Origin of the sequence: Saccharopolyspora terrae (genome assembly GCF_004348435.1) — a bacterium.
Lineage (GTDB): Bacteria > Actinomycetota > Actinomycetes > Mycobacteriales > Pseudonocardiaceae > Saccharopolyspora > Saccharopolyspora endophytica.
Genome location: NZ_SMKS01000035.1, coordinates 17,752 through 38,871, shown reverse-complemented (window position 1 = coordinate 38,871; position 21,120 = coordinate 17,752). Strand labels below are relative to the sequence as shown.

Here is a 21,120-nt window from a genome sequence, read left to right as displayed (position 1 = left end):
GTGTTCCTCGCACGAGCGGCCGCGCAAGCGGACGAGCAGGCGGAGGAAAACGCGCGGCCGGCGAGGTGTCGTGCATGAAACTGGAGGCGTTGAGTCCGGTGTCCTTCCTCATCCGGGTGCAGATACCGGATCGACCCGGCAACCTCGGGTCGGTGGCGAGCGCGCTCGGCGAGATCGGTGCCGACATCCTCAGCGTCGACGTCGTCGAACGCATCGGCGGCGTGGCCATCGACGACCTCGTGGTGGAGCTGCCCTCCGGGCGCCCGCCGGACGTGCTGATCACCGCCGCCGAGTCCATCGACGGCGTCGAGGTCGACGCCGTCCGCCCCTACGCGGGCGTGCTGGACACCCACCGCGAGCTGGAGCTGGTCGAGGAGATCGCGGCCGAGCCGGCACGCGGACTGCAGATCTTCGCCGAAGGCGTCCCGAAGATCATCCGATCGGGTTGGGCGATCGTGTTCGGGCACCGCTCCGGCGGCGCCGAGCAACTGGCCGCCAGCACCTCCGCGCCGCAGGAGGGCTACCTGGAGCTGCCGTGGCTGCCGCTGCCGCGCGCCACGATCCTCGACGGCGACGAGACGTGGGTGCCGGAGACCTGGCAGGAGCTGGGCACCGAGCTGGCCGCCACCCCCATCGGCAAGCCCGACCGCGTCCTGCTGGCCGGGCGACCCGGCGGCCCGATGTTCCGCGCAGCGGAACTCGCCCGCCTCGCCCACCTCGCGGGCATCGTCTCGGTCGTCCTGGACGGCTGAAGATCCCCGTCGAACTCCGCGCGAAATTCAAAACTCCCAGGTCAGAGGAGCCGAAGGCTACGTCAAGCCCACCCCTCCGTCATACCTACGGGTGACGGCCTCGAATTTCGCGCGAGATTCGAGGCCGAACTTGGGGGGTCGAATTTCGCGCGAAGTTCGACGGCTGAAGGAACGTGCCCCTCACAGCTCCAGGAAGTACCCGAGCAACCGGATGTCACCGGTGGGGCTCCAGTCCCGCTCGGGCAACCGCCGGAACCCCATCCGCTCGTACAGTTCCCGGGGCCGCAGCGCCGTCTCCGACACGCACAGCACCACCCGCCCGGCACCCTCCGAGCGGGCCCGCTCCAGCACGGCCTCGACGAGCTCCCGGCCCACACCCCGCCCAGCGACGTCCGGCGAGACCGCGAGCATCCGGAACTCGACCTCCCCGGGCCGCGCGATCTCCGAATAGGAGTCCCCGGGACGCACCACGGTCACGGTGCCGACGGGACGATCCTCGTCGAGCGCCACCAGCAGTTCGGCGTTGACCGCCCGGTCCGCCGCGTCCCGCAGCACCGAGACGTAAGAACCGTCGGCCGGGAGGTTGCCCGCATCGGCGTAGGCCTTGGCCGCGATCTCCCCCACGACCTCGTACTCCGCCGGCAGGGCGGCTCGAATCGTTGCCATGCGGGCGATCCTGCCACCCCGCACCGACGGCTCCCTCACTCCTCGGGCGGCAACGCCCGCTCGGCAGCGGCCTCCGGGCCTTCCTGGAGCAGCACGGTGAAACCGTCCTCGTCGAGCACCGGCACCTTCAGCTGCATGGCCTTGTCGTACTTCGAACCCGGGGAGTCCCCGACCACGACGAACGCGGTCTTCTTCGACACCGAACCGGCCGCCCGGCCACCGCGGGCCATGATCGATTCCTTGGCCTCGTCCCGGGAGTACTGCTGCAACGTCCCGGTGACCACGATCGACATGCCTTCCAGCGTCCGGGGGATCGACTCGTCGCGCTCGTCGGCCATCCGCACACCGGCCTCGCGCCACTTGCGCACGATCTCGCGGTGCCACTCCACGGCGAACCACTCGCGCACGGCCGTGGCGATCGTCGGCCCGACGCCGTCGGTGTTGGCCAGCTCCTCCTCGGAGGCCTGCTCGATCCGCTCCAGCGTCACGAACTCCCGCGCCAGCGCCTGCCCCGCGGTCGGCCCGACGTGCCGGATCGACAGCCCGACCAGGACCCGCCACAGCGGTTTCTGCTTGGCCTCCTCCAGGTTCGCCAGCAGCTTGGCGCCGTTGGCCGAGAGGTTGCCCTCCTTCGTGGTGTACAGCGGCGTTTTGAGCAGCTTCGCCTCGTCGAGGTCGAACAGGTCGCCCTCGTCGCCGAGCACGCCCGCGTTGAGCAGCGCGGAGGCGCCCTCGTAACCCAGCGCGTCGATGTCGAGGACCTTGCGGCTGGCGAGGTAGAACAGCCGCTCCCGCTGCTGACCCGGGCAGCCCTGCGCGTTCGGGCAGCGCAGGTCGACGTCGCCCTCCTTCTGCTGCGCCAGCCGCGCCCCGCACTCCGGGCACGCCTCCGGCATCACGAACTCGCGCTCATCACCGGTGCGCACGTCGGCGACCGGCCCGAGGACCTCGGGGATGACGTCACCGGCCTTGCGGATCACCACGCGGTCGCCGATGAACACGCCCTTGCGCCGCACCTCGTCGGCGTTGTGCAGGGTGGCCATCGACACCGTCGACCCGGCGACCTTGACCGGCTCCATCACCGCGAACGGCGTGACCCGCCCGGTCCGGCCGACGTTGACCTGGATGTCGAGCAACCGAGTGGTGGCCTGCTCCGGCGGGTACTTGTAGGCGATCGCCCAGCGCGGCGCGCGCGAGGTGGCGCCGAGCCTGCGCTGCAGGGGGACCTCGTCGACCTTGATGACGATGCCGTCGATCTCGTGCTCGGCGGAGTCGCGGTTCTTGCCCCAGTGCTGGATGTGCCCCAGCAACTCGTCCACAGTGGAGAGAACCACCGTGTGGCGGGACACCGGCAGCCCCCACGCCTTGAGCGCCGCGTAGGACTCCGACTGACGCTCCGGTTCGAAGCCCTCGCGCCTGCCCAGGCCGTGGCAGATCAGCCGCAGCGGCCGGGAACGGCTCACCCGCGGGTCCTTCTGGCGCAGCGATCCGGCGGCGGCGTTGCGCGGGTTGGCGAAGGGCTCCTTGCCCGCGTCGACCAGCTTGGCGTTGAGCTCGGCGAACTCGTCGACGCGGAAGAAGATCTCGCCGCGCACCTCCACCAGCGCCGGAACCGGGTACTCGTCGGTCCCGGTGAGCTGCTCGGGCACGTCACCCATGGTGCGCACGTTGAGCGTGACGTCCTCGCCGGTGCGGCCGTCACCGCGGGTCAGCGCCCGCTCCAGGTGGCCGTCGCGGTAGAGCAGGTTGACCGCGAGGCCGTCGATCTTGAGCTCGCAGAGGTAGTGGGCGCCGCTGCCGACCTCGCGCTCCACGCGCTCGACCCACGCCGCCAGCTCCTCGGAGTCGAAGGCGTTGTCGAGGCTGAGCATGCGCTCCAGGTGCGCGACCGGGGTGAACGCGGTCGAGAAGGTGCCTCCGACCACCTGCGTGGGCGAGTCGGGAGCCTGCAGCGCGGGGTGCTCGGACTCCATCCGCTGGAGCCGGGTGAACAGCTCGTCGAACTCGCCGTCGGAGATCGTGGGCGAATCCAGCACGTAGTAGCGGAACTGGTGGCCGCGCACCTCCTCGGCGAGCTCCGCGTACTGTTCGCGCACGTCGGGCGGCACGTCCTCGACGCCTTCGGCCGCGCTCGCGGCGGCGGGGTCGGCGGGCACGCCCTCGGCGTCCTCGCTGGGATTGAGCTCGTGAACGTCCTTGCTGGTCACGCCCCGAGACTAACGAGCGACCCCGACACCGGCACGCAGCGGCTCACTGCGCGTTGCGGTCCAACTCGCGCACGAGCTCGCGCAGTTCGAGCAGTCCGATGGTGCCTTCGGGTTCTGCCTCGGCGGTTTCGACGCGCCCCAACCGGTCGGCGGCGAGCCGTTCCCCGAGGGTGGCGTCCAGCGGCAGGAAGGTCAGGGCCCGGCGCGCGTTGTCGTCGAGCGCGTGGAAACCCGGGTGGTACACGGCGACGTCGACCAGCCCTTCGCCCTCGTCGACCTGCGCCGCGATCCGGACCTGGTCGAGCGGGTACTTCTCGCCGCGCAGGTTCACCGTGACCTCCGTGGGGTCGGGCACCGCGGGGACCGAGTCGTGGTACTCCCACAGCGTGTCCGCGGCAGGCGCGGCGGCCATCCACGCATCGGTGTAGGGCCGCAGCTCCGGGTCGGCCTGGCTGCTGATGACCAGCGCGTACGCGGCGTCCTCTCCGTGCTCGATGCTGAAGGTCAGGTCCGGGTGGACGCCGGCGACGGCCTCGGCGACGAGGTTCTCGATGCGCTGCGGCTCGCTGTCGCCGAGCGCCGAAGCGATCTCGGGGAGGTTGTCGTCCCACCACTGCCAGAACGTCGTCGCGCGCTCCGCAGCCTCGGCGGGGACGTCGACCGGTTCAGCGGGCACTTCGGCGTCGCGGCGGCGCAGGAACCTGAACATGGGATGTATTGTGCCGTCCGCCGGAGCCCGCCGTGGCGGGACGAGGAATTTCAGCCCGGCAGCTCGTCGCGGACGATGGCGGTGATCGCCGCCGGTTCGGCACCGCGCACACCGGTGACGCCGGTGAGGACACCGGACAGGGCGCTGCGGGAGTCCTCGTGCATGACCTGCCGCAGCACCTGCATCGCGTGCAGCCGGTTGCGGCTGACCAGCGCGGGTCGCTCCCAGATCCCGCTCCACACCAGTTCGCGCAGGGTCTGGTCGACTTCGGCGCACTCCGGGCGGACACCGGCGAGGATGCGCTGCACGACGGGCAGGTCCATGCAGTCGGCGGTGGTGGCGACGTAGCGGGCGAGGGATCGCAGCACCCGCCTCTGGTCGTGCTCACCGGCGGCCCGCAGCGCGGTCAGCATCTCCGCGGGGTAGCCGTCGAGATCGCCCAGCGGCATCGAGACGAGGTCGTCGGGCCACGGCGCGACCGGGTAGGTGCGGAACTCCCCGCCGAGCCATCCCTCGGTGGGGGCCTCCCCCGTGACACGCCCGGCCAAGGCCAGCATCAGCGGCACCGGAGCCCCCTGCGACCAGGGGAGTTGTTCGCGGTGCTCCTCCAGGGCGTCCGGGCAGGCGCCTTCGCGGTACTCGGGGAGCACGGCTTCGAAGGACGTCTGGATCACGCCGTCGACGGCGTGCACGAACCGCGTGCGCACGTCCTCGTCCCAGTAGCAGGAGACGGCTTCAGGACGCGCCGCCCGGCGCAGCACTTCGGGGCGAACGCCCTGGCCACCGCTGTCCTCGACGACGAGCGTCCAGTCCCCGACGGAGCGCAGCCCGATCATCGGGTGCTTCTCCTGGTAGGCGTACGCCTCCTCGCAGAACTCGTCGATGTCCAACGACCGCCCGTGCGACGTGACGGCCCCGAACGACTCGGCCACCCGACCGAGGTCACTGTTCCGGACCAGGGTCAGGCACGCCGCGTCCCGGATCGTGCTGCGCTCGATCCAAGCGACGCGGTCAAGCTCACCGACGCAATGACTGCCCACGGGCCCTTCCTACCAGCGCAAAGGTCAGACCACGGCCATTTTCGCAAAACATTCGGACAACGAGACCACACCAACCGGTCCAAACGGACGCGATCCATCCCATTCCACAATGGACTTCGTGCTCAGCGGTCCGAGAAGCGTGCGATTTGAACAGGTTCGACGAACGAACCGCGCGCGAACAACCCTCGGCCGGCTGCTCGGCGCCCAGTGCGGATGCCTGGGAGCAATTCCCCGTCCCGCTCGTCGCCGCTGAGCACCAGCAAGGTGCTCCCGCATCGACGCAGCTCCCCGAGCAGACCCGTGTCCAGCGCGTCACCGACGTTGACCGAGTTGCGGGTGACGATCAGGTGCACGCCGACCGAGCCACCGCGCGCGAGCGCGGCCGCGTTCTTCCGCAGTGGATCGGTCATTCGACTCGACGACTCGATCAGTTCGTAGTCCTCGATGATCACGAACTGGTCCTTCAACTTCCGCGTCACGTTGCGATGAGCCCGGTCGAGGAGCATGTCGATGCGGGTCACCACCTCGCTGATCACCCGCTCGAAATCCTCGGCGAAGGCCGCGTAGCCAGCTCGCCGGGTCCCCATCTCGTCGAGCAGTCCGCGTTTGGGGTCGAGCACGCAGATCTCGACATCATCGGCTTCGTAGAGCCGGTCGAGCTCGGCGAGCACGACCCGCACCAGGTTGGTCTTGCCAGCCGACCGACTTCCCAAGCAGATCAGGTGCGGAGTCTCCCCGCGGTCGAATTCGGCCCACGATTCGAACCCGACGAGTCGGCCCAGCGTGATGCCGGGCCGCCCGGCCGCTGCCGCCTCCTCGTAGGAGATCTCGGCCGGCGGCAACGTGAGCCTCGGCGGCGCTGGGTGCGGCCAGGCCGTGGCGATGCGACGGGCCAGCGCTCGTGTGTGCTCGAAGCCGGAAGCGACATCCAGATCGGTCTCCAGCCAAGGCAACGCACCGCGAAAACCCCGTGCGCCGATCGTGCCCATCCCCTGGATCTCGGAACCGAGTTCAACCCGGACGGGGAACGCTTCGAGCAACTCATGATCGGAGTCCTCGATGTGCTCGCTGCTGATGACCACCTGAACGCCGTTGTCGGCGCGAGCGAGTTCCACCACCTCGGGGGCCAGCTGGGGGTGGGTTCTGGCGAAGGTCCTCCACTGCTCGACCACGAGCAGTGCGGCCGGATCGGCATCGCTCCCGCTCATCGCGCGGAGCCGCCGCAGGATCACACCGATCATCTCGTCCTGGCCGACCCTGGCTGAGGCCGCCACGTGGGGGAGGTCCGACAGGACACCAGCGCAGTTGTACCCGCCGCTACCGAGGAAGTAGCAACGCAGCTCTTCCGGTGTGCGGGTGAGGACCCGGGACAGGACGACCGCGCGGACGAGCGCGGACTTGCCCGTGTACGGGCCACCGCTCACCGCGATGTTCCCGCCGAGCAGCAAGGGCTCCACTCGTCCCTCCCCCGGCACCTCGACCATCCCGATCGGTGTGCCCGCACCGCCCGCGAAGTCGGGCGCCGAGAGCCCTCTCTCGTCCTCGACGACATCACCCAGCAGTTCGCCGAGGGTGATGGGCGTTGTCAACGGGTCGTTGAGCGCACCGGGGCGATCGGGGAACTCCTGGTTGATGCGCGCCACCACGTCGGCCCACGGCACCGAGCCCCCGCTCCAGGCTCGCAACTTGACCACAGGCCTGTCTGGCGTCCGCAGGTACTGCTGGCCGGGTTCCCGGTTCAGGTCCGCCGCAGCTCTCGATCCCAGCAGCACCTGGGAATCGTCCTCGTCGAGCGTTCGCAGCACCGACCGGAAGCCGATCAGCTCTTCGAGCTCGGGGAAGCGGGTGCGAGCGATGGTGTGCGCGAGCAGCAGGACGTGAACGCCCACCCCAGCACCGAGTTCCATGATCTCGCGCAACGGCTCGACCAGCTCGGGCTCGGCCAGCAGGACCTCGTTGAACCGCTGGAACGCCACGATCAAACGCGGCGCCGTCGTGCCCGCGTCTCGACGGCGGCGCGCGACCTCGTTCCGGAGGACGCGGAGCTCGCTGGGGCCGATCTCTCGCGTGCGGTGGTCGACGAACGGCGAGGTGCGCGCCACGACGTGCGGCATCGCGTCGAGCTCGCCGAGCGTTCCGTTGAGCAGCACGACCTGGAGGTCCGCTGGCGAATGCGTGAGCATCAGCAGAAACAGCATCGTCGACAACGTCTGCGTCGAACCGGCGCCCGGCGCGCCGACGATCAACCCGTGAGGGCCCGATCCGCCTTCCTCCGGCGTTCGCAGATCGAGGTGGACCAGGCGGTGGTACTCATCGAGACCCAACGGGATGCGAAGGTCATCGGCGGCGAGCAACGAGCGCGCCGAGGCGTTTTCCACCACGTCCACGCCGACCAGATGTTCGAGCTCGATCGCCCGCCCCTGGCGGCTGCGCTTGCGCCGCACCACCTCGTCGATCACGGTCGGCATCGGCTCGTTCACGGCCGCGTCGCCCGTCAGCTTCGGCGCAGCGACCGCGAAGGACTCGGCACCCGCGGTCACCTCCAACGGGCGGTGCGGGTCCGCCCGGCCGGTCAGCTCAACGCCGTCGTTCAGGTGGTGCGCCAGGCCTTCGGAGATCCGCGACCGAGCACGGGCGGCCACGACCACGTGCAGCCCGAAGCTGGTCCCGCGGTCGGCGATCCGCTCGACCTGCTGGACGAGCTCGGGGTTCTCGTCGGCGAACGCCTCCCAACGATCGATCACCAGGAAGACGTCAGGCGTGGGTTCGCCCCACGGCAGGTCCCGGTTCCGCCTGGCAACGCGAAAATCGGCCAGCGACTCGAACGGGTGAGCCCGAAACCTCGTTCGCCGCACCACGACGCGCCGATCGAGGTCGTCGAGCAGTGACTTGATCCGCTCGGACTCCTCCGGTCCGACCACTGCGGAGACGTTCGGCAACCGCTCGAAGGCGCCGAACCGGCTCTCCGAGTCGATGACGACGATCTCGACCTCATCCCGTTCCGCGTCCGCTGCCAGGCTGAGCAGCAACGTGCGCAGGAAGCGGCTCTTCCCGGACTGCGGCGGACCGAACACCGCCAGGTGGCCCTCCGGTTCGGCCAGGCTGAGCAGGTGAGGCCGTCCTCCGGTCACGCCGACCGGCACTTCGAGCTGCACCGCCGTCGGATCGCGCACGACGAGGTCGGGGTGCTCCGCAAGCGCGCCCAGCGTGATCGGCTGCGCCTGCTCGGGCGGCCGGATGGGCGTATGCCCACCGACCCGGGCAACGACCAGGTCGCCGGTCCACCGCCCGTCGTGCCACGGGGTCTGCTTGTCCTTGAGCTCTTCGTGCACGTAGCTGTAGAGCTCCTTCGCGGTGATCAGCCCGTCGCCATCCGCGTCCGCCGCGCCGGTGCGGATGCCGTTGAGCACGGCTTTGGTGAACAACGACTCCACCGGCCGGTCATCAACGCGCTGACGGTTCTCGAACGCGTACTCCAACGCGTTGGTCGCCGTGATCACGTAGGTGCCGCGACCTTTGAGCTGCAGGTGATCGACCCGGTTGACCGATTTGAAAACCATCCCGAGCGAGAAGGCACCGCTGTAGCAGCAGTCGAGCATCACGATCTTGGCGGCTGCCTGCGACCCGGCCAGCTGGCTGTGCAGGAACGTCGAGCTGACCGCGGTCGCCTCGACGCTGTCGAGATCGGTGTTGCAGGCGGCGAAGAACAACCTGCCGCTGTCGTTCTTGATCCCGTGGCACGAGAAGTAGAGCAGCACCTCATCGCGTGGTCCCGCTGCCCGGAGGACCCGCTCGATCGCCCCTTCAATACCGCTCTTGGACTCGTCCAGGAAAATCGCAGCCTCGTAGTCACCTTGGGTTTCGAGCACCTGCCTGAGTTCCGCCGCCTCCCCAGCCGGGGCTCGCAACTCCTGCAGTCCCTGATCGAGGTATCGGGACGTGGCGAACAACAGGGCTTTTCGTTTGCCGCTCATGGTCACCGCTGTTCCGCAGCGCCCTCTCCGCGCCGGGTTTCGCCGAGGTGCTCCGCGATCTTGGCGACCAGCGCGTGCTGATCGGCAGCCGAGATGCCGTCGATCTCGAACTTCTCGCCGTCCTTTTCGAGGGTCACCTTGCGGGCCTTCGCGCGGTCGAAACGGGCCACCATGACCTTGGCGAAGGCCGCTGCGGTCGCTGCTGAGAACACGCCGCTGATCGCGAGGCTCCCGATCTGAAGCGCGACGCCGGACTTGGCGCCCTCGGAGATGCTGCCTTCCACCCTGTCGACCCGAACCTCACCGAGCTCCCGCAGCTCGGTGAGCAGCATCCGAGTCAGTTCCTCAAGGCGCTCGGGGTCCTCGTCGAGGAGGTCGAACCCGATTAGCCAGCGTGCCATGGCACATCCCTCCGCCGGGTCGTCCAGCCCCACACCATATCGGAGCGATCACTGCGAAATGGCTGCTTCGAATCAGGATTCGGCTTCGTCTGCGAAGAGTTTGGCCAGGTCCTTGGTCAGGGACAGGGCTCGGCGCGACCAGGCCGGGGTTGCTCCGGCGAGGCCGCAGGTGGGGGTCGGCACGGCTCGTTCGGCGAGGGTCTTCTTGCCGAACCCGAGCCGGGTCGCCAGGTCGAACGCGGGCTGGGCGATGCCGCGCAGCTCAACCTGACCTGCGGGTTCGAGGCTGGGGGTCAGCCCGAGGAACAGGGCGGTCCCCTCTTCCCACGCCTCCCCGAGCTCGTCGGCGAACTTGCCGGTGACGTCCCCGAGACCGGAGGCGTCCAGCGAGATCGCACCGGCCCCGGCGCGGCGCAGCAGCTCGACGGGAGGGCGCTTCGCGCAGCAGTGCACGACGACGGGTGATCCCGTTGCTGCGGTGAGCTTTTCGATCACCTCGCCGAGCAGCCGCTGAACATCGGGCTCGGGCACGGCCGCCACGTTGCCGTAGCCCGACGGCGTGGGCAGCGAGCCCCTCAGCACGGCGGGCAGCGACGGTTCGTCCAGCTGCACCACGACCCGCGAGCCGGTGCGCGCGGTGACCTGCTCGGCGTGCGCGACCAGCCCTTCGGTGAGCGATTCGGTGAAGTCCCGCAGCGCTCCGCGGTCGGTGAGCACCCGATGCCCGCGCATCAGCTCGATCCCGGCGGTGATCGTCCACGGCCCGGCCGCCTGCACCTTCACGACCCGAGGCGCACCGGCTTCGGCGACGGCCTGCTCCAGCGCGTCGAGGTCCCAGCGCAGCAGGTCCACGGCCCGCCGGTGATCCATCCCTGGAGTTCCGGCCACGCGGTACCCGGACGGCACGACCTCCACCGCCAGGTCGACCAGCAGTCCGGCCGTCCGCCCGAGGATGTCGGCCCCGACCCCGCGTCCGGGCAGCTCGGGCACGGGCATCAGCTCCGGCAACTCGCCGACCACCGTCCGCGCGGCCTCCACCGGGTCGGTCCCCGGCAAAGACCCGACGGCAGTGGCCACACCCGGTCCCCAAGCAGATTCAGTCACCCACCCATTATCGACCGGACCAACGCCGGCTCCCGTGCGGGCGGGGTCGGCGTTTCGGTGTTCAGGCGAGTTCGTCGCGGAGGACTCCCTTGCGGAGGCCGGAGCAACCGCTTGAGGCACCGGGGACGCGATGAGTTTCGTCCGCGGTGGGGGTCGGTATTCGTGCACGGCTCTCGGAGTGGGAGGAAGGTTCCCATCATGGCGTTCAGCAGCGTTCTCGCGGTGGCTCCGGTGAAGGACATCGATGTTGCGGCGGCCTGGTACGAGCGGTTGTTCGGGAGGCAGGCCGACGCACGACCGATGGACGGGCTCGCCGACTGGCACATCGCACCGTCCGGTTGGGTGCAGGTCTTCCGATCGCCTGAACACGCCGGGTCGACCTTGCTCAACTTGGTGGTCGACGACCTCGACGAGGCGATCTCGGATCTCGCCGGCCGCGGCATCACGGCCGGCGAGATCCAGCCCGGCGGCCGGACCGTCCGGTTCTCGGCGGTGCACGACCCCGACGGCAACCGGGTCACCCTCATCGAGAACCCGGTGTCGTCGTAGGCGACGTCAGGCCAGCTCGTCGCGGAGGACGCGTTTGAGGAGCTTTCCCGAGCTGTTGCGGGGGAGGTCGTCGACGAAGCGGACCTGCTTCGGGACCTTGAACCCGGCGAGGGTGTTGCGCGCGTGGTCGATGAGCTCCTGCTCGGTGACCTCGTCCTTGGTGACGACGACGGCCGCGATCCGCTCGATCCACTTCGGGTCCGGCACCGCGATGACGGCGACCTCCGCCACTGCCGGGTGCGCGTAGAGGGCGTCCTCCACCTCGCGGGAGGCGACCAGCACACCACCTGTGTTGATCACGTCCTTGATCCGGTCGACGACGAAGCAGTAGCCGGCCTCGTCGCGTCGCACCAGGTCACCGGAGTGGAACCAGCCGCCGCGGAAGACCTCCTCGGTCTCCTCCGGCTTGTCCCAGTACCCGGTGCACAGCTGCGGGGAGCGGTAGACGATCTCTCCGAGCTCGCCAGGCGGGACCTCTTCTCCCTGGTCGTCGACGACCTTGGCTTCGACGAACAGCACCGGCCGACCGGCGGAGTCCGGCCGCTCGTCGTGTTCCTCCGGGCGCAGCACGGTCGCCAGCGGGGCGATCTCGGACTGCCCGAAGCAGTTGTAGAAACCCAGTTCGGGAAGCTGATCGCGGAGTCGCTGCAGCACCGGCCCGGGCATGATCGAGGCGCCGTAGTAGGCCTTGCGCAGCGCCTTGAGGTCGCGGGTGGCGAAGTCGGCGTGGTTGGCCAGCGCGACCCACACCGTGGGGGCGGCGAAGAAGGACGTGATCCGCTCGCTCTCGATGCGGCGCAGGATGTCGGCCGGATCCGGCACTTCGACGAGGAGGTTGCTCGCGCCGATCATCAGGTGCGGCAGCAGGAACACGTGCATCTGCGCCGAGTGGTACAGCGGCATCACGTGGAGCGGCAGGTCGTTCTCGCCGAAGTCCAGCGCCTGCAGGCAGGAGACGTACTCGTGCAGCAGCGCCCGGTGCGTCATCATCGCGCCCTTCGGCAGCGACGTGGTGCCGGAGGTGTAGAGCAGCTGCACGAGGTCGTCGTCCGCCACGGACACGTCCAGGTCCGGAACCTCGCCCTCAACGCTGCGTGACAGCAAGGAGTCCTTCTCGTCCCGCAACGCGATGACCTGCTGCAGGGACGTTTCGGCCCGCACCGCGTCGACGTTGCCCATCAAAGCGGGATCGACCAGCGCGAGAGAACTTCCCGACTGGGAGAGGAGATAGGAAAGTTCCCCTCCGGTCAGGTTGTAGTTGATCGGCACGTGCACGAGACCTGCCCGCGCGCAGGCCAGGAATCCGATCAGATATGCGTCGGAGTTCTTCCCGTAGGCCGCGATCCGATCACCTTTGACCGCCCCGGAAGCCAACAAGAACCCGGCGGCCCTGCTCACCGCGGCATCGAGCTCGGCGTAGCTCCACACCCGCTCCTGCCCAGCGGAGTCGACGAACCGCAACGCCTCCCGATCGCCCACGCGCGCCGCACTGCGCCGCAGCACATCCGCGACCGCACTCCCCCGAAGCTCCACCATCGGACCTCCCACTCCGTCGTGTGAGGCCAGACACTAGCCCGACAAACCGGGGAGCACTAGGCGCGAGAACCCGACCCCGCAGGTGTTCAGGGCGGTCACCACGGGACAGCCCTGGTCCGAACCGTCCATGATCGATGTCGCTTATGCCCGGTCAGTTCGGACGAGAACTGCCCGACACCCGCACGGACGCTCAGCGCTCGAACCTGCCGGCCTTCAGTGCGCCGACGAATAATCGCCACTGCCGGGAGGTCGTCGTGAAGTAACCGGCTTCGAGGTTCTTCGAATCGCGCACCGCAGCGCCAGATCCCACGGAGCCGACCTCGACGCAGCTCACCTGTTGCCCGGAGTGAGTCGACTTCCGCCAACCCGTTGGCACTGCCTTGATCTTCATTGGTCCTCCTCCAGCTCGGCACGTGCAGCGGCGATCAATTTCTTTGAGGTTTCCTCATCCATCGCCACTTCCCGGAGCGTATCCACAGCACCCCTGTAAGCAGCCACTTCTTTTGCGTTCAGGAATGCCCCCGACGCGAAGTGCTCCAGGTGCACGATCGGGTCGCTCTTCGGGAACTCGAAGAGGATGAACGCACCGGCGTGCGCTGGATGCCACCGTTCGGAGACGGTCGGCAGAACCAGGATCGTCACGTTCGGAAGCTCCGCCGCGCTGAGCAGGTGCTGGAGCTGGTCGGCCATCACCTCCGCACCACCGATCCGCTGTCGCAGCGCGATCTCCGAGACGATCGCGATGAGTTGCGGTGCGCCCTTGCGGTTGAGGACCGCCGCGCGCCCCACCCTCAACGCAACGCGGGCTTCGAGATCCGCGCCTGGCGCCTCGCTCATGATCGCTCGCGCGTAGTCGGACGTTTGCAGAAGCCCCGGGACGATGTTCATCTCGACGTCGACGATTCGCGTAGCGGTGCGCTCGAACTCGATGACCGTCATCAACTCACGCCGCAGCCCGTTCACCCCGGTTTCCAGCCAGTTCGGCTGCTCGGCTCCGCGGGCCATCTCAACGAGCTCGGAGTACCTGTCACCCGCCACTCCGAGAGTCGCGAGCAGTTGCGCCACATCCTCGGGCTGCGGCGAGCGCGTACCGGTTTCATACCGTGAAACCGAGACGTGGCTGACTCCGATCCGAGCGGCGAGCTCGTGCTGGGTCAGCCCAGCTGCGATGCGACATTCTCGAAGTTCCGCACCGAGCGCTCGGGCCTTTGGCGTGTGCTCTGATTTTCCGGGCATGAAAACCATGATTCGGTATATGACCTGCGGAAACTATCCCACCATCGGGTAATTGATCGATCGATTTACCAACGGGAAACTCTTACCGGTAAATCGAGAGGAGTCCGATGTATCCGTTCCACTGGGTGCCGTGCGAGGGGCGGCGGCACGCGAGTCTGGACGAGCACCCGCACGGGCGTTCCTACCCGACCGGCACCGAGGTCACGACCTTGTGCGGGCAGGAGCTCGTCGCCGAGAACAGCGAATTCGGCTGGTTCTGGGACACCTGCCCGACCTGCTACCAGGAAGCCCTTCGCCTGGCCGGGATTCCCGCGCGGTGACCGCGCAGTCCACGGTCCTCGCCGTGCGCCTCCGCCAAGCGCAGTGGCTCCTCGACGACCTCGCCTTCGACGCCGGCGCCGACCGCCTCGACGCCCAGCAGATCGCCGAAGCCATCGCCGTCCTGGCCGGACTCGGCACTCTGCTCGCGAGCATTCACACCACGATCTGCGGTGAGGTACCAGGCGAAGTTTCAGTTGAAACTGCCGCCCTCGACAGGTCGGTCAGCGAGTCGCGGAGATGATTCCGCTGCCCAGCACGAGGTCTCCAGCTTCGTCCGGGCGGTAGAGGACGACCGCCTGCCCTGGGGCGACGCCCTGGAGGGACTGGCGGAGCTGGATCGTGAAGTTCTCGCCGTCGAACTCGGCGACCGCGTCGGCCGTGCCGCCGTGGGCGCGGACCTGGATGACGCACTCGGTCGGGCCGTCGAGGGGCTGCTCGGACGGCCAGATCGGGCGCTTCGCGTCGATCTCGGTGACCGCGAGTCGCTCGCGGGAACCGACCTTCACCGTGCCCGAAACCGGTTCGAGGGACAGGACGTAGCGCGGCTTGCCGTCCGCGGCGGGGGCGTCGATGCCCAGCCCCTTGCGCTGGCCGATCGTGAAGCCGTGCACGCCGGTGTGCTCGCCGAGCACCGCGCCGGTCTCCTCGTCGACGAGCTGACCCGGGGCCTGGCCGAGCTTGTTCTCCAGGAAGCTCTTGGTGTCGCCGTCCGGGATGAAGCAGATGTCGTGGCTGTCGGGCTTCTTGGCGACCGCCAGGTCCTGCTCAGCGGCCTCCTCCCGGACCTCGGACTTCAGCGAACCGCCGAGCGGGAACATCGAGTGCCGCAGCTGCTCGGAGGTCAGCGACGCGAGCACGTAGGACTGGTCCTTGCCCTCGTCGCGGCTGCGCCGCAGCTCCGGAACACCGTCCACCATGGACAGGCGGGCGTAGTGGCCGGTGCAGACGGCGTCGAAGCCCAGCGCCATCGCCTTCTCCAGCAACGCCTCGAACTTGATCTTCTCGTTGCAGGTCAGGCACGGGTTCGGGGTGCGGCCGGCGGCGTACTCACCGACGAAGGTCTCGATGACCTCCTCGGTGAAGCGCTCGGCGAAGTCCCACACGTAGAACGGGATGCCCAGCAGGTCCGCGGCGCGGCGCGCATCGCGGGAATCCTCGATGGTGCAGCACCCCCGCGCACCGGTGCGCAGCGTCCCGGGCTTCGCCGACAGCGCCAGGTGCACTCCGACCACGTCGTGACCTGCGGCGACCGCCCGCGCCGCCGCGACCGCGGAGTCCACCCCACCGCTCATGGCTGCCAGCACTCGCACGACTCACACCTCCGTGGCGGCCGAAGCCGCCGAAGATCGGCGCAACCCGGCCAACCCGGCGCTACGCGCTCGTTGCACCACCGGTCCGATGACATCGGTGAGTGCCTTGACATCGGCCGCGGTCGAGCTGTGCCCCAGGGAGAAGCGCAGCGAGCCGCGCGCGGCCTTCGGATCGGCGCCCATCGCCAGCAGCACGTGGCTCGGCTCGGAAACCCCCGCCGTGCAGGCCGACCCGGTGGAGCATTCGATCCCCTTGGCGTCCAGCAGCATCAGCAGGCTGTCGCCCTCGCAGCCGGGGAAGGTGAAGTGCGCGTTGCCCGGCAGCCGGGACGGCCCACCGGCGATGACCTCGTCGCCGAGATCGCCGTTGAGCACCACGTCCGGCACCGCCGCGCGCACCCCGTCGATCATCTCGTCGCGCAGCTTCGCCAACTGCATCGCGTGGGACTCACGCACCTCAACGGCCTCGCGCACCGCCGCGGCCAGCCCCAGCACACCAGGGGTGTCGAGGGTCCCGGAACGCACCTCGCGCTCCTGGCCACCACCGTGCAGCACCGGCGTGCACTTGACGTCGCGCGACAGCAGCAGCGCACCGGCGCCGTAGGGACCACCGACCTTGTGGCCGGTCATGGTCAGCGCCGACGCACCGGACGCCGCGAAGTCCACCGGCAGCGTCTCGACCGCCTGCACCGCGTCGGTGTGCAGGGGAATCCCGTGCCGGTCGGCGATCGCGGAGAGCTCGGAGATCCGGTTGACGGTGCCGACCTCGTTGTTCGCCCACATCACCGTCGCCAGCGCCACATCATCCGCGCTGGTCAGCGCCTCTTGGAAGACCTCCGGCGTGATCCGGCCCGCCGCGTCGGCCTCCAGCCACGTGACCTCGGCGCCCTCGTGCTCGGCCAGCCACTCCACCGCGTCGAGCACCGCGTGGTGCTCGACGGTGGAGGCCAGGATCCGGCGACGGGCCGGATCGGCCGCGCGGCGCGCCCAGAAGATGCCCTTGACCGCGAGGTTGTCGCTCTCGGTCCCGCCTGCGGTGAACAGCACCTCCGAAGGCCGGGCACCCAGGGCGTCGGCGATGTCCTCGCGGGACTCCTCGACCTGCCGACGTGCTTTCCGACCCGAGGTGTGCAGGGACGAGGCGTTGCCGATCCGGGTCAACGCCTCGCTCATCGCGGACACCGCTGCGGGCCGCATCGGAGTCGTAGCGGCGTGGTCGAGGTAAGTCATCGCTCATCCAGGGTAATGCAAGCCGACCGCCGCCTCCCCTGCGGTCCGACGGAACGCGCAGGTCAGACCGGTTTGACCCGCCCTGCCCGGAGCAGCATCACAGCAGCGGACAGCACCACCACCAGCACCAGCAGATCCAGCGGCAGCACACCCCGGGTCGGCGCCCCGTCGCCGGCCAACGCGCTGACCACCACACCACCGGCCCCGACCAGCAGCGCCTGCCCGAGCATGTCGGAGATCTGCAGCGCCGAGGAGTTGAACCCGCGATCGGTCTCCGGCGACAGCGACAAGACCGCGACCGCCGTCGTCGCGACGGAAATTCCCATGCCCATCCCCGCGACGAACCAACCCCCGAACACCAGCCACGGCACACCCCAGACCGGCAGCGCCCACACCAGCGCGAACACCCCGACCCCCACCAGAACGAACCCGGCCGCGACGATCTGCTCCCGCCGCAACCGCCGCTGCCTGCTCTGCCAGAAAGCGCCCACCGACCAGCCCACCGATCCCACCGTCAGCGGGACCCCGGCCACCGAAGGGGAGAAACCGTGCACCACCGCCAGGCTCAGCGGGACGAAGGCCTGCGCCGTGAAGAACAGTCCCGCCAGCAGACCGCGCGAGAGCACCATCACCGGCAGCCCGGGACGAGCGCGAAGCGTCCCTCGCGGCAGCAGGTGCAGCAATGAGGGGACCAGCACGACCAATCCCACCACCGCGACCACGAGTGAGAGGAAGGAGACCTGCTGCGCAGCCCAGTTCAGCGCCACGACACCGGCAGCCGCACCCGCCGCGGCCAACGGCAACCCCGGCCGGGCCCCAGCGCGATCGGCACCGGGCGCGCCGAAGCGGCGCAGCGTGGGAACCAACAGCCCAGCGCCGAGGCAGACCAGCGGGGCGAGGCCGCCGAACACCCACCGCCAGCTCGCGTGCTCGGTCAGCAACCCGGCGATCAAGGGACCCATCAGCGCAGGCACCACCCACGCCGCCGACAACGCGCCGAACGCGGCCGGCCGGTGCCGCTCGGGGTAGACGCGGGCGATCATCACGTAGAGGGAAACGATGAGCACACCGCCGCTGAGGCCCTGCACGACCCGCGCGAGCAGCAGAACCCCCATGCCCGGCGCGACAGCGGCGATCACCAGTCCCACCGCGAACGACGGCAGCGCCACCAGCAGCGGCAGCGCCGGACCGCGGATGTCGGACAACCGCCCACCGATCACGGTTCCCACGGCGCTGGCGGCCAGGAACACGGTGAAGGGCCACGAATACCACTGCGATGCGTGGAAATCGGCCACGATCGTGGGCAGTGCTGTGCCCAGGCCCATCGCCTCGAACGCCACGAGCGTGATGACCAGGATCAGTCCCGCTGTGAAGGCGCGGCGCTGCGGATGCCACAGCGCGCTGTCGGAACGGTCGCTGCCTTCGTCGACGATGCCCACGACGCCAGCCTGCAACCTCCACCCCGGTGGAGGTCCAGTCCTTCCACCCGCCCGGCCCAGCCGATCATTCGTCCCCGGGACCGGATTTCCACTGAAATCGGGGACCAGATCATGGCGCCTCTGAGGCGGATCAGGCGGCGATGGCCTCCGCCGGCTCGCCGTGGCCCAGGTGTGCGCCGGTGGCTCCCGTGATCGCGGCCTGCGCCTCCCGGGCCAGCGCCTTGCGGTCGGTGCCGGTCAGTTCCGGCAGCACCACGACCTCCACCACGAGACCGCGCATGCGCGCCACCGACAACACCGAATCGGCCAGGCTCGCATCGCCCAGGAACGCCGCCCCGGTGGTCAGCCGACCGCGTCCGTCGCGGAAGCGCACCGCCACCGGCTGCATCCGGGCGCCCGCGTCCAACGCCGCCTGGAACACCGCGGGACGGAACGGACCACTCGCATTACCGCACCACGTGGTGCCCTCTGGGAACGTTCCGATCACCGAACCCGCCCGGAGCTCGTCAGCGATCGTGGCCACCGCCCCGGGCAACGCCGACAGCCGGTCGCGGTCGATGTAGACGGTCCCGACCCGCCCGGCCAGCGAACCCAGCACCGGCCACGATCGGACCTCGACCTTGGCCAGCATCTTCATCGGCGTGAGCACCTGAAGGGCAACGACGTCCAACCACGAGACGTGATTGCACACGATCAGCCCGCCACCGGGCGACAGCGTCCCGTCGACCTCCAACCGGATGCCCAACGCCCGCAACAACATCCGGAACCACTTCGGCACCGCCCTCTGCCGCAGCTGCGAGGGCAGCGCGAGCACCATCGCGCTGCCGATCAGCAGCAGCCCGACGGTGATCCCGATGCGCATGGCCAGCCGCAGCCGGCCGACCTCGGTGCCGGGGTCGCGCGGCGGCAGGCAATCCGGCCCGCACGGCGACTCCGGCATCCACGAGTGGTTCATGCCGATTCTCCGAGGAAGTACCGCATGTATCTCTGATCGGCGCGTTCCAGGTCGACCAGCACGAAGAAGTCCGCCACCCCGAAGTCCGGGTCGTGCGCGGGCTTGCCGCAGACCTCCGCACCCAGCCGCAGGTAACCGCGCAGCAGGGGCGGAATCGTCGAGCGCTCGTTGATGTCACCGGGCTCCCACGGCTGGTGAGGGTGCACCCGGCGCTCCTCCGGCGCGTAGTGCTTCTGCGACACCGTTCGCCACACGTGCGCGGCCTGCACCCCGCCGTCGTCCAGCGGCACCGAGGCGCAGCCGGCGAGCATGGTGTGCCCGTGCAGCAGCATGTAACGGGCGATTCCCGCCCACACCAGGCTCACCACGGCACCGTTGCGGTGATCGGGGTGCACGCACGAGCGGCCGGTCTCCACCAGCGACGGGCGCAGCGGGTCCAGAGCGGAGAGGTCGAATTCGGTTTCCGAGTAGAGCATTCCGGCGGACGAAGCGCGGTCGGGCGGCAGCATCCGGTAGGTGCCGACCACCTCGCCGCTGCGGTCTTCCCGCACGATCAGGTGGTCGCAGTGGTCGTCGAAGGAGTCCTGGTCGACGCCGTGCTCCCCGCCCTTGACCGTGGCGCCCATCTCCTCCGCGAACACCTTGTAGCGCAGGCGTTGTGCGGCGTGGACCTCGTCGGAATCACGGGCGACGAGCAGCGAGTAGTGGGCGTCGGCCGCCGCGTTCGGTGCGGCGCTGGCCAGCAGCTGCATCTCGGACATGTCCCAGGTGTATCGCCGCGCAGCGAACGCCCAACACACCAGCGGATGACACGGAGCCAGAACTTTCGGTGAATGCCAGGTGCGTACTACTCCGTCCGGGCCTTCGATACCGCCCGTTGCAGCACGTCAGAGGGGCTTACCTGCCCCGCCATCTCGTCCGCGACGGCCCGCGCGTTGACGACGAGTTCCGGCTCGTCCAGCAACCTGCGCACCATGTCCCGCACCCCGCCGACGGTGATCCTCGCCGGGTCGTGGGAGAGCCCGACCCCTCGCTCCACGACCCGCTGCGCGGACAGCGGGTTGTCGGCGAACGACGGCAGCACCAGCTGCGGCACGCCGTAGTGCAGCGGCGCGGCGGTCGTCCCGGATCCGCCGTGGTGCACCAGCAGCGAGGTCGTCGGCAGGAACGCCGACGGGCGGCAGGTAACCCGCCGGACGCACGTTGCCCGGCAACGGCTCGACCTCGATGTCACCGGCGAGCACCACCTCGACGTCCATGCCGCCGAGTGCGTCGAGGACGACCTCCGCGCTGCTGGTGCCGGAGATCAAGGGCACCACCGTGCCGAGGGTGACGCCGACGCGGGGACGTTCCGGTCGCGCGAGAGCTCACTGCGGGACCTCACCACCACCGTTGAAGGCAACGAACCGCATGGGCCACCACGGCACCGCGTCGAAGGCGTCCGGCTCGTCCGCGGTCAGTCCACCCATGCTCGGCGGTCGCGGGTCGATCCGTGCGATCACCTCCGGGCCGGCGTCGGAGGCTCGGCCCCGAGCCTGCCACTCCCCTCCACCGAGCACCGGCCTTTCCAGCGAGCAGGGGAACCTTTCTGTCAGCCACGCCCACGCCCCCGCCTGCACGAGCACGGGAACCTTCCTGCCACCGCTCGCGAAGCCGCCCTCCGGAGCGAGCAAGGGAACCTTCTGCTCATC

21 protein-coding genes are annotated in these 21,120 nt (G+C 69.4%); 4 read left to right on the top strand and 17 right to left on the bottom strand.

Features of this window, described 5'->3' with window-relative positions; genetic code table 11:
- The first annotated feature begins 98 nt into the window (after positions 1-98).
- Positions 99-752 (top strand): ACT domain-containing protein, encoded by a 654-nt coding sequence (locus E1181_RS19315; RefSeq protein ID WP_165943697.1) that lies wholly within the window; start codon positions 99-101, stop codon positions 750-752.
- A gap of 180 nt (positions 753-932) precedes the next feature.
- Here E1181_RS19315 and E1181_RS19310 read toward each other — a convergent pair whose 3' ends face one another.
- From E1181_RS19310 to E1181_RS19280, 7 genes are all read right to left on the bottom strand, one after another.
- The gene (locus E1181_RS19310) at positions 933-1,418 is read right to left on the bottom strand and encodes a GNAT family N-acetyltransferase (RefSeq protein WP_132676760.1); all 486 of its coding nucleotides are present in this window, start codon (positions 1,416-1,418) and stop codon (positions 933-935) included.
- Positions 1,419-1,453: 35 nt separating this feature from the next.
- A complete protein-coding gene (gene ligA, locus E1181_RS19305) occupies positions 1,454-3,625 on the bottom strand; it encodes an NAD-dependent DNA ligase LigA (RefSeq protein ID WP_132676758.1) in 2,172 nt (723 codons plus the stop codon).
- Between the two features lie 43 nt (positions 3,626-3,668).
- The gene (locus tag E1181_RS19300) at positions 3,669-4,334 is read right to left on the bottom strand and encodes a hypothetical protein (protein ID WP_132676756.1); all 666 of its coding nucleotides are present in this window, start codon (positions 4,332-4,334) and stop codon (positions 3,669-3,671) included.
- A 50-nt stretch (positions 4,335-4,384) separates the two neighbouring features.
- Complete coding sequence (locus E1181_RS19295) at positions 4,385-5,374, bottom strand: DUF6461 domain-containing protein (protein ID WP_132676754.1); 990 nt, start codon at positions 5,372-5,374, stop codon at positions 4,385-4,387.
- 122 nt (positions 5,375-5,496) lie between these two features.
- Positions 5,497-9,348 carry a caspase, EACC1-associated type gene (locus tag E1181_RS19290; RefSeq protein WP_132676752.1) on the bottom strand — a complete coding sequence of 1,284 codons (3,852 nt, stop codon included), beginning with the start codon at positions 9,346-9,348 and terminating at the stop codon, positions 5,497-5,499.
- A 2-nt stretch (positions 9,349-9,350) separates the two neighbouring features.
- Positions 9,351-9,749 (bottom strand): hypothetical protein, encoded by a 399-nt coding sequence (locus tag E1181_RS19285; protein ID WP_132676750.1) that lies wholly within the window; start codon positions 9,747-9,749, stop codon positions 9,351-9,353.
- A 72-nt stretch (positions 9,750-9,821) separates the two neighbouring features.
- Entirely contained in the window at positions 9,822-10,853 is a 1,032-nt protein-coding gene (locus E1181_RS19280; RefSeq protein WP_132676748.1) for a uroporphyrinogen decarboxylase/cobalamine-independent methonine synthase family protein, read from the bottom strand.
- A gap of 198 nt (positions 10,854-11,051) precedes the next feature.
- Between E1181_RS19280 and E1181_RS19275 the strand changes: the two genes are divergently transcribed.
- Positions 11,052-11,402: a VOC family protein gene (locus E1181_RS19275; protein WP_132676746.1), complete on the top strand. Its 351-nt coding sequence runs from the start codon at positions 11,052-11,054 to the stop codon at positions 11,400-11,402.
- A 6-nt stretch (positions 11,403-11,408) separates the two neighbouring features.
- Here the strand turns inward: E1181_RS19275 and E1181_RS19270 are convergent, their stop codons facing one another.
- The 3 genes from E1181_RS19270 to E1181_RS19260 all read right to left on the bottom strand — a co-directional run bounded on the left by E1181_RS19270 (position 11,409) and on the right by E1181_RS19260 (position 14,183).
- Entirely contained in the window at positions 11,409-12,938 is a 1,530-nt protein-coding gene (locus tag E1181_RS19270; RefSeq protein WP_132676744.1) for a fatty acyl-CoA synthetase, read from the bottom strand.
- A 190-nt stretch (positions 12,939-13,128) separates the two neighbouring features.
- Positions 13,129-13,329 (bottom strand): DUF397 domain-containing protein, encoded by a 201-nt coding sequence (locus E1181_RS19265; protein WP_207922214.1) that lies wholly within the window; start codon positions 13,327-13,329, stop codon positions 13,129-13,131.
- Positions 13,326-14,183: a helix-turn-helix domain-containing protein gene (locus E1181_RS19260; protein ID WP_235876880.1), complete on the bottom strand. Its 858-nt coding sequence runs from the start codon at positions 14,181-14,183 to the stop codon at positions 13,326-13,328. The genes E1181_RS19265 and E1181_RS19260 overlap by 4 nt, the downstream gene beginning before the upstream one ends.
- Positions 14,184-14,281: 98 nt before the next feature.
- Here E1181_RS19260 and E1181_RS19255 point away from each other — a divergent pair, with 98 nt between their 5' ends.
- Together E1181_RS19255 and E1181_RS19250 are read left to right on the top strand one after the other, a co-directional pair.
- Entirely contained in the window at positions 14,282-14,494 is a 213-nt protein-coding gene (locus E1181_RS19255; RefSeq protein WP_132676742.1) for a zinc finger protein, read from the top strand.
- Positions 14,491-14,736: a hypothetical protein gene (locus E1181_RS19250; protein ID WP_132676740.1), complete on the top strand. Its 246-nt coding sequence runs from the start codon at positions 14,491-14,493 to the stop codon at positions 14,734-14,736. The genes E1181_RS19255 and E1181_RS19250 overlap by 4 nt, the downstream gene beginning before the upstream one ends.
- On the opposite strand, the gene mnmA is transcribed toward E1181_RS19250, so the two are convergent.
- The 7 genes from mnmA to E1181_RS32195 all read right to left on the bottom strand — a co-directional run bounded on the left by mnmA (position 14,717) and on the right by E1181_RS32195 (position 20,988).
- Complete coding sequence (gene mnmA, locus E1181_RS19245; RefSeq protein ID WP_132676738.1) at positions 14,717-15,805, bottom strand: tRNA 2-thiouridine(34) synthase MnmA; 1,089 nt, start codon at positions 15,803-15,805, stop codon at positions 14,717-14,719. The genes E1181_RS19250 and mnmA overlap by 20 nt on opposite strands.
- A 3-nt stretch (positions 15,806-15,808) precedes the next feature.
- Entirely contained in the window at positions 15,809-17,035 is a 1,227-nt protein-coding gene (locus E1181_RS19240) for a cysteine desulfurase family protein (protein ID WP_132676736.1), read from the bottom strand.
- A gap of 62 nt (positions 17,036-17,097) precedes the next feature.
- Positions 17,098-18,474 carry an MFS transporter gene (locus E1181_RS19235; RefSeq protein WP_235876879.1) on the bottom strand — a complete coding sequence of 459 codons (1,377 nt, stop codon included), beginning with the start codon at positions 18,472-18,474 and terminating at the stop codon, positions 17,098-17,100.
- 130 nt (positions 18,475-18,604) lie between these two features.
- The gene (locus E1181_RS19230; protein ID WP_235876878.1) at positions 18,605-19,429 is read right to left on the bottom strand and encodes a lysophospholipid acyltransferase family protein; all 825 of its coding nucleotides are present in this window, start codon (positions 19,427-19,429) and stop codon (positions 18,605-18,607) included.
- Positions 19,426-20,190 carry a GNAT family N-acetyltransferase gene (locus tag E1181_RS19225; RefSeq protein ID WP_132676734.1) on the bottom strand — a complete coding sequence of 255 codons (765 nt, stop codon included), beginning with the start codon at positions 20,188-20,190 and terminating at the stop codon, positions 19,426-19,428. The genes E1181_RS19230 and E1181_RS19225 overlap by 4 nt, the downstream gene beginning before the upstream one ends.
- Positions 20,191-20,276: 86 nt before the next feature.
- Positions 20,277-20,663: a glycosyltransferase gene (locus E1181_RS32205; protein WP_235876877.1), complete on the bottom strand. Its 387-nt coding sequence runs from the start codon at positions 20,661-20,663 to the stop codon at positions 20,277-20,279.
- Between the two features lie 133 nt (positions 20,664-20,796).
- Entirely contained in the window at positions 20,797-20,988 is a 192-nt protein-coding gene (locus tag E1181_RS32195) for a hypothetical protein (RefSeq protein WP_235876876.1), read from the bottom strand.
- Between the last annotated feature and the right edge of the window lie 132 nt (positions 20,989-21,120).

Coding starts and splice junctions, on each gene's coding strand:
- E1181_RS19310 (WP_132676760.1), bottom strand. CDS start 1,418: ATGGCAACGATTCGAGCCGCCCTGCCGGCGGAGTACGAGGTCGTGGGG.
- E1181_RS19300 (WP_132676756.1), bottom strand. CDS start 4,334: ATGTTCAGGTTCCTGCGCCGCCGCGACGCCGAAGTGCCCGCTGAACCG.
- E1181_RS19290 (WP_132676752.1), bottom strand. CDS start 9,348: ATGAGCGGCAAACGAAAAGCCCTGTTGTTCGCCACGTCCCGATACCTC.
- E1181_RS19285 (WP_132676750.1), bottom strand. CDS start 9,749: ATGGCACGCTGGCTAATCGGGTTCGACCTCCTCGACGAGGACCCCGAG.
- E1181_RS19275 (WP_132676746.1), top strand. CDS start 11,052: ATGGCGTTCAGCAGCGTTCTCGCGGTGGCTCCGGTGAAGGACATCGAT.
- E1181_RS19270 (WP_132676744.1), bottom strand. CDS start 12,938: ATGGTGGAGCTTCGGGGGAGTGCGGTCGCGGATGTGCTGCGGCGCAGT.
- E1181_RS19265 (WP_207922214.1), bottom strand. CDS start 13,329: ATGAAGATCAAGGCAGTGCCAACGGGTTGGCGGAAGTCGACTCACTCC.
- E1181_RS19260 (WP_235876880.1), bottom strand. CDS start 14,183: ATGGTTTTCATGCCCGGAAAATCAGAGCACACGCCAAAGGCCCGAGCG.
- E1181_RS19255 (WP_132676742.1), top strand. CDS start 14,282: ATGTATCCGTTCCACTGGGTGCCGTGCGAGGGGCGGCGGCACGCGAGT.
- E1181_RS19240 (WP_132676736.1), bottom strand. CDS start 17,035: ATGACTTACCTCGACCACGCCGCTACGACTCCGATGCGGCCCGCAGCG.
- E1181_RS19230 (WP_235876878.1), bottom strand. CDS start 19,429: ATGAACCACTCGTGGATGCCGGAGTCGCCGTGCGGGCCGGATTGCCTG.
- E1181_RS19225 (WP_132676734.1), bottom strand. CDS start 20,190: ATGTCCGAGATGCAGCTGCTGGCCAGCGCCGCACCGAACGCGGCGGCC.